The sequence below is a fragment of the Sodalis-like endosymbiont of Proechinophthirus fluctus genome, from assembly GCF_001602625.1.
Classification (GTDB): Bacteria; Pseudomonadota; Gammaproteobacteria; order Enterobacterales; family Enterobacteriaceae.
This window is the reverse complement of record NZ_LECR01000053.1, coordinates 5086-12023: the sequence shown is the minus strand read 5'-3', so window position 1 is coordinate 12023 and position 6938 is coordinate 5086. Positions and strand designations below refer to the sequence as shown.

5 protein-coding genes and 4 pseudogenes are annotated in these 6938 nt (G+C 51.6%); 3 read left to right on the top strand and 6 right to left on the bottom strand.

The genetic code is table 11. The features are described 5' to 3' along the window. Positions 1 to 72 precede the first annotated feature (72 nt). On the top strand, positions 73 to 225 hold the full coding sequence (locus tag BG74_RS06170; RefSeq protein ID WP_369678526.1) for a hypothetical protein: 153 nt from the start codon (positions 73 to 75) through the stop codon (positions 223 to 225). A 370-nt stretch (positions 226 to 595) separates the two neighbouring features. Here BG74_RS06170 and BG74_RS11105 read toward each other — a convergent pair. Together BG74_RS11105 and fabR are read right to left on the bottom strand one after the other, a co-directional pair. After that, positions 596 to 920 (bottom strand): annotated as a pseudogene (locus tag BG74_RS11105) (DUF1422 family protein). A gap of 28 nt (positions 921 to 948) precedes the next feature. Next, positions 949 to 1569 (bottom strand): annotated as a pseudogene (gene fabR, locus BG74_RS06165) (HTH-type transcriptional repressor FabR); the annotation flags it as partial. A 238-nt stretch (positions 1570 to 1807) separates the two neighbouring features. Here fabR and sthA point away from each other — a divergent pair. Next, a complete protein-coding gene (gene sthA, locus BG74_RS06160) occupies positions 1808 to 3205 on the top strand; it encodes a Si-specific NAD(P)(+) transhydrogenase (RefSeq protein ID WP_066597329.1) in 1398 nt (465 codons plus the stop codon). Here the strand turns inward: sthA and oxyR are convergent. Beyond that, complete coding sequence (gene oxyR / locus BG74_RS06155) at positions 3188 to 4105, bottom strand: DNA-binding transcriptional regulator OxyR (protein ID WP_066597328.1); 918 nt, start codon at positions 4103 to 4105, stop codon at positions 3188 to 3190. The two genes, sthA and oxyR, sit on opposite strands and share 18 nt — an antisense overlap. A 308-nt stretch (positions 4106 to 4413) precedes the next feature. Between oxyR and BG74_RS20675 the strand changes: the two genes are divergently transcribed. Next, positions 4414 to 4632 carry a redoxin family protein gene (locus BG74_RS20675; RefSeq protein ID WP_066597327.1) on the top strand — a complete coding sequence of 73 codons (219 nt, stop codon included), beginning with the start codon at positions 4414 to 4416 and terminating at the stop codon, positions 4630 to 4632. 105 nt (positions 4633 to 4737) lie between these two features. Here BG74_RS20675 and argH read toward each other — a convergent pair. The 3 genes and pseudogenes from argH to argC form a co-directional block, all read right to left on the bottom strand. Then, positions 4738 to 5834, bottom strand: a pseudogene (gene argH, locus BG74_RS13595) (argininosuccinate lyase); the annotation flags it as partial. Between the two features lie 87 nt (positions 5835 to 5921). After that, the gene (locus BG74_RS13590) at positions 5922 to 6080 is read right to left on the bottom strand and encodes a hypothetical protein (protein WP_187202722.1); all 159 of its coding nucleotides are present in this window, start codon (positions 6078 to 6080) and stop codon (positions 5922 to 5924) included. A gap of 35 nt (positions 6081 to 6115) precedes the next feature. Then, a pseudogene (gene argC, locus BG74_RS17305) lies at positions 6116 to 6938 on the bottom strand (N-acetyl-gamma-glutamyl-phosphate reductase); the annotation flags it as partial.

Sequence of the window (6938 nt, the reverse complement as noted above, 5' to 3'; positions counted from 1 at the left end):
ATAAGACGATAAGACGATAAGACGATAAGCATGGTGCAGAGGCCTATCCGCGCATTCTGTATATCTCCTGCAATCCCGACTCTTTGTGCCGTAACCTCACTACGCTTGCGGCCTACACTTGCGGCCAATCACCGTATTGAACGGCGGGCGCTGTTTGATCAGTTTCCCTATACCCATCATATGGAGTGCGGCGTGTTGCTGGTGCGCAAGGCGACGGCGGGTTAACGCCGTCGGCACGCGACACTGGAGCTTAACACCAAAAGGTGAAGCCTGGACATCCTCGCATAGGTCATGACGCTGCCCGCAGACGTATTTAAACCGAGGAACATTAACCTTTCATGCAAAGCGGTCATGCCATGCCTATAGAGCGAAGACGTGAGGTCAGCGCAATTTAGCTGAGGAATACCAAACATTGCGCCCGGGGCGTCCTCCTGCGCATGTATTGATGACACCAGCCGGTGCAGTATAGATGAGAAGCGAGACCGACCGTACCCACGCGGCAACCCGAAAAGCGATTCCCCGCCTGGGGTGATGCAGTCCTCAGTAATTTTCATCGCCGTCCATTTGCATCCAGCGCAGCATTTTTAGCCGCCGGTCAGTCCACAATTACCAGCACTACTGCCAGAATTGACGGCACGAAATTGGAGCCGATAGCGGGATATTCTGCGCTCACAATAGCGCTGTACACACCAACATCCCCAGCAGAAAATTCGCTGCTACCAGTAAGGGATAACCCGGCGGCATCGTATGATATTGATAACGCTGATGCAGGCGATACAGCGCTAGCGTGATCGGTGGAAAGAGGAAAAATGGGACGCTGGTGCTAAACAGCGTGGTAAAACTACCGTTAAGGGGGGCGTCAGGCCCGCAATCAGTGCCAACAGCAGAATGCCTTTCTCTGAGAGGGGATTTTTTGCCATCTGTTTGCCTACCATTATTGCTAGTAAAGGTAAGCGACTTTTCCTGTTCTCGACGGTACAAATAAAAAGCCCCTTTAGAAATCATACGTAACTGCAGTACCAGTCGCTCTTCCAGTTGTCGGCGCTTCTCCAAACCGACATCTAGCGCTTCCGCGCCGGCATTGAAGACGATGATAACCATCGCTTCCGCTTGCGCTTCGGTAAAGCTGCGCGACATATGGTTTTCAATTTCCAAATAATCGGCGAGCTAGGCGATGAAGTGCTGGATTTCACACGTCACCATGGCGCGAAAGGCGCTGGAGGTGCCAGAACGTTCGCGGAGCAGCAGGCGAAAGGCATTAGGGTTGTTACCGATAAATTCCATAAAGGTAGTCACTGAGATGCGGATCACGCTACCCCTTTTGACGATGCGCTGACGCGCCTGACAAATCAATTGGCACAACATCAGACTACTTTCGTCCACCATAGTGAGACCCAGCTCATCCATATTGCGGAAATGGCGGTAAAATGAAGTGGGCGCAATGCCAGCTTGGCGGGCGACTTCACGTAGGCTAAGGCTGGCGAAACTACGTTTAGCGCTCAACTGGCTAAACGCCGCCTCAATAAGTGAATGCCGAGTCCGCTCTTTTTGTTGCGCTCTGATGCCCATGTAAACCATCCAGCCTCACAATAGCCGTAAAGAACAATAGCTATATCAAAATTTATTGCAACAGTGTTGATACAAACTGTGTATTTTAACGTCCCGAGCGCCTTGCCAAGATCCACGACCGGGTGCCTAACAGGACAATCCGTGCTGTAACGGCCGCCATATACGTTGACAATTGGGATATGCGGGCGTTGATGTTACAATTAGGTTGTTAATCTGTATTCATCAGGTTGGGACAGCTATGCAACCAAAGTACGATTACGATGCCATTATTATCGGTTCCGGACCGGGCGGTGAAGGTGCCGCCATAGGGTTGACCAAGCGTGGCGCACGCGTTGCGGTGATTGAGCGCTATGACAACGTCGGCGGAGGTTGCACTCACTGGGGCACCATTCCTTCCAAAGCTCTGCGCCAGGCAGTCAGTCAGATTATTGAAGTCAACCAGAGTCCGCTGCATGGCAATACCCGCCTTCCCCATACCGGCTTCGCCGATATTCTGCGACACATAGATCAAGTTATAAAGCAGCAAACCCATATGCGCCAGTGCTTTTACGAGCGCAACCACTGCCAGATATTCACAGGCGAGGCGAGCTTTGTTGGTGAACACCAGGTGCAGATCCACTATAGCGACAACACCACCAAGATCCTTAGCGCGGAAAATACCGTCATCGCCTGCGGCTCTCGCCCCTATCATCCCCAGGATGTAGATTTTGACCATGCGCGTATTTACGACAGTGACTCTATCCTCGATTTAAAGCACGATCCCCACCATATTATTATTTACGGTGCCGGCGTCATCGGCTGCGAGTACGCGTCAATTTTTCGTGGTATGAATGTAAAGGTGGATTTGATTAACACCCGCGATAGGCTGCTGGCGTTCCTCGATCAAGAGATGTCCGACGCCCTGTCTTATCATTTCTGGGAAAACGGCGTGGTTATCCGCCACAACGAAGAATACGAAAAAATTAAAGGGCTCGATGACGGCGTTGAGGTACGTTTTCGCTCTGGTAAACGTATAAAAGCCGACTGCCTGCTTTACGCCAATGGCCGCACTGGCAATACTGATACCCTTAAGCTGGACAATGTCGGGCTGGAATCGGACAGCCGAGGCCTAATTAAAGTCAACAGCATGTATCAAACCGCTGCCCGCCATATCTATGCGGTCGGCGATGTGATTGGTTATCCTAGCCTGGCCTCCGCGGCTTACGATCAGGGCCGTATCGCTGCGCAGGTGATAATCAAAGGGCAAGCCAATGTGCAGTTGATTGAAAATATTCCCACCGGCATTTATACCATCCCCGAAATCAGCTCTGTCGGTAAAACCGAACAAGAGCTTACAGCAATGAAAGTCCCTTATGAAGTCGGACGGGCGCAGTTCAAACATCTGGCGCGGGCGCAAATCGTCGGTATGAATGTAGGCAGCCTAAAGCTGTTATTCCACCGCAAGACGAAACAGATCCTGGGTATTCACTGTTTTGGCGAGCGCGCCGCCGAAATTATTCATATCGGCCAAGCCATCATGGAGCAGAAGGGAGAAGGCAATACCATCGAGTATTTCGTCAATACGACCTTCAATTACCCCACCATGGCGGAAGCGTACCGGGTTGCGGCGCTTAACGGGTTAAACCGCCTGTTTTAGGCCGGTACCTATGTAGGTTTGCATATGGCTGCGAATACAGTCCGCCAGCTGCTCATAACGAGCGCGCAATGGTGAACCCGGCCGATATACCAGCGCGATAGTGCGTTTTGGCTCTGGTTTATAGCAATTGAGATAGCAAACACCATCCCGCTGTCGCTCCCGCGGTACCGCCAGCGAGGGCAGCAGGGTGATCCCGCTGCCCGCCGCCACCATATTGCGTAGGGTTTCCAGACTAGTGGAGCGAAAGTGCATATCCTCGTCGGCGCCGGCCTGGAAACAGAAGCCCATCGCCTGATCGCGCAGACAGTGGCCATCTTCCAGCATCAGCAGCCGCTCGCCGACAAGATCCGACATCGGCACCCGATCTCGATCCGCCCAGGGATGATCGGCATAGATCGCTAATTGCATCGGTTCATCGAACAACGGCACCTCGATAAACGCTTCCGACTCTTTCACTAGCGCCAAAATAGCGCAATCCAGCTTGCCGCTATCAAGCTGCTGCAATAACTGACTGGTTTGTGACTCGCACAAATACATTTCCAGTTTTGGAAATTTCTGGTGTAGCGTCGGAACAATATGTGGCAGCAGATAAGGCCCAACAGTGGGGATAAGGCCGATATGTAGCGGTCCCGACGTGGATTCCCGCTGCTGGCTGGCCATCTCGCGCAGAACTTTTACTTCTCGTAGCACCGTACGAGCCTGATCCACCAGCAGTAGGCCGGCATGGGTAAACAGCACCTTACGACTGGTTCGTTCCAATAACAGCACGCCCAATTCATCTTCCAGCTTGCGCACCTGTCCGCTGAGAGTGGGCTGACTAACATGGCAGGAATCAGCGGCGCGTCGAAAATGACGATGCTCGGCTAAGGCCACCAAATACTCAAGATCTCGAATGTTCATGAAGCCCTCCGTCGACGCGATAGCCCGCGTCGATAGATAGAATCGAAATCAACGATTATACATATCAATAGTTAAAACAAATAATAATCCCCGCAAAAGGCTAAGACCGTCGTATTTCATCCATCCTATTAATAAGATTAGTTATGTTCCATGGTCAGGAAGGGAAAGAAGGTATCGCAAATCATATTCTATGCCCGCCAGGACGATCAATGGGTGGATGTGTCAACCAATGAACTGTTCAGTAATAAGACGATAATTACCTTTTCACTGCTGGTGCGTTCACGTCGCCGATCCGCTCTTCCAGCCATTTGCCGCGTTATAACGAGCTAGCAGCTCTATTTACGCAGCAGGGTGTGAACAGTATTGTCTGCCTCTCCATTAACGACGTTTTTATTATGAATGCCTGGAAAGCGGATTCCATCAAATTTATTCCTGACAGCAACGGTGAATTTACGCGTGGCATGGGCACGTTGGTAGAGAAAGCAGAGCTGGGCTTTGGTCCTAACTCTGACGCTATTCCATGCTAGTGCGCGACAGCGCAGTGGAAAAGGTGTTCGTAGAACTGGACAAATCCGGCGTCCGTTTGAAGTGTCCGACGCCGATACGATGCTATGTTATCTGGCGCTGGGATGTCAGGTGCAGCCATCAGTGTCGTTATTTACCAAACCCGGCTGCTCGTTTTGTGCCAGGGCCAAGTAGATACTGGTCGAACGCAGTATGCCGCTCGAAGAAATTTTACTGGAGAAATATGCCAGCACTAATACCTGGTAGACATTATTGCCTATCACCGGGATGAAGGCCTGCAATTGCGCCAGCAGCATCGCCGCCAGAGGAGCCACTAGCGAATAGTCTCTACTACCATCTCAACAACAATATGGTGTGCCTCGCGAAAGAGGATCACTCGCGCTACCAGATAATCCGCCAGTTCAGTCGTGTTAGCATAGCCTGGCTGCCCCACTTCACGGCAGCGCGGCGATTTCATTTGAATGCCATTGAGTACCAGTGTCGCCATGTGCAGGTAGTTAAGCTAGGTATCCAGCACATTGAACAACCCGTCATCATCATACCGGTCAGCGCGTTCTGCGCCCGGCCGCATTTACCGCGGATAAGCTCCAGCGCATCGGGTTTTTTCTTCTGCGGCATCAACGACGCAAGGAGGGCGTGACACGATCTGATAATTCGATAAAGCTACCTCGCCGGTATTAAAAGGAAATCAGATTTCCGGCAAAAAGGGAAATATGTACTATGCCAATGGCCGTGTCCGATAGCAAATCCAGAACGTGATCATGATTCGGAAATGCTATCCAGTCTATTGCGGGTAGCGCAAGAGAAACCCAGCAAGCCGGCCGATCACGATCGATAGCGTAGGCGATACCGGCTAACGCACGTGTGCCGAGAGGGCTGACGTCTAGCCGTGTTAATGCGTCCCCCAGGCGGCTTCATTGTGGGACAGCATACGCCATAGGCCAGACTCCAATGGGCGAATGTGATCTGTTGAGCGCGCTGTAAATGGGTATAGCTGGATATCACGTCCTGATTGGCCTCGGGCGGTGAGCGCACCAGCACCTGCTACAATTGGCGACTTGCGCTTTGCACTGCAGCTTTAAATCGGTCGCCACCTGGTCGTTGCAGCTGCACCCGGTATGCAGATTCTTACCCAAATCGCCTACTTTCTCAATTAATCTCTGCTCAACCCCCAGCTGTAAATATCTTCCGCATCGCTGGAGAGAAATAACCTCCATCGATGCGGTAATAATTGTAATTTAATCCACAGGCGTCACCTGCAGACCGTTTTCTTTACCATCGGTAGGGAAAGTTAATGTATCAAATCGTCCACCAGGTAATGCCGCCGTGGATGAGTAAGCAAGAGGCACTTGTGCTCAGCACGATAACTATCGAGCGCGGTAAATAAACGTTCCACCGCCTCGTCACTATCAAGCAATACGTCGCCTAGTTTGATAATCAATAGATTCATTATGTCGTTGGTCCCACTTATCCTTATAAAAGCGTTTACGTCTGCGTATAACCAAAACGGATATTGGCGCACTGCACCGCATGCGCTATCGCTCCCTTGAACAGGTTATCCTCGGTAAGACACCAAGATCAGATGTTCGCCTTGCATTTTATAACCGATATCGCAAAACGGCGTGTTCACTACCGACTTCAGTTTCGGCACCACCTGATCGTAAAGCAGCACCAGAAGGGCTTGTGGTCATATGCCTGATGAAAACTGGCCGCCATCGCTGCCTGAGTCACGCCAGGCCGCAGCCGGCAGGGGCAGGTAATGGTCTCCAAGATGCAATAAGCAAAATTGCCCAAATGCGGCGTGAAAATCACCAGAATACTCAAATGGTTGACGATTTCCGGCTGATGGAGATGGGTTAAGATACCATAAGAAGGCTGTTAGCTGACTTCTTAGACGCTATTGCCGAGCGTTGTCTTGCGGCCGGCGCCACTGACCGCATTAATCACCGGCCATTAATCGCCGTTAAGAAACCCTTTCTACCAGCGGCTTGAGCACCAGTTGTGACGCGGTGGGATAACATCCTGGCACCGTAATCAGCTGGGCGGTTTTTATCGTCTCTTCCCCGCCACTCTGCTAGACCGTATCTGCCCAGTCCACAGCCAGTCAGAGCACTGATGCTGGAACCCGTAATATTACGTATAAAAGTCTACTTGATTGACAAGATAAGCGCTGGAGAGATCAACTACCACGCAGCAGGCTACCAGAAATTGCGGCGCCATCGGTAATGGCCTACTTCATGGGCGGTGGCGAGAAACACCATATCAGCGCGGTGAGATTCATCTGCGGGTGGCGGGCCGCCAGGTAGAG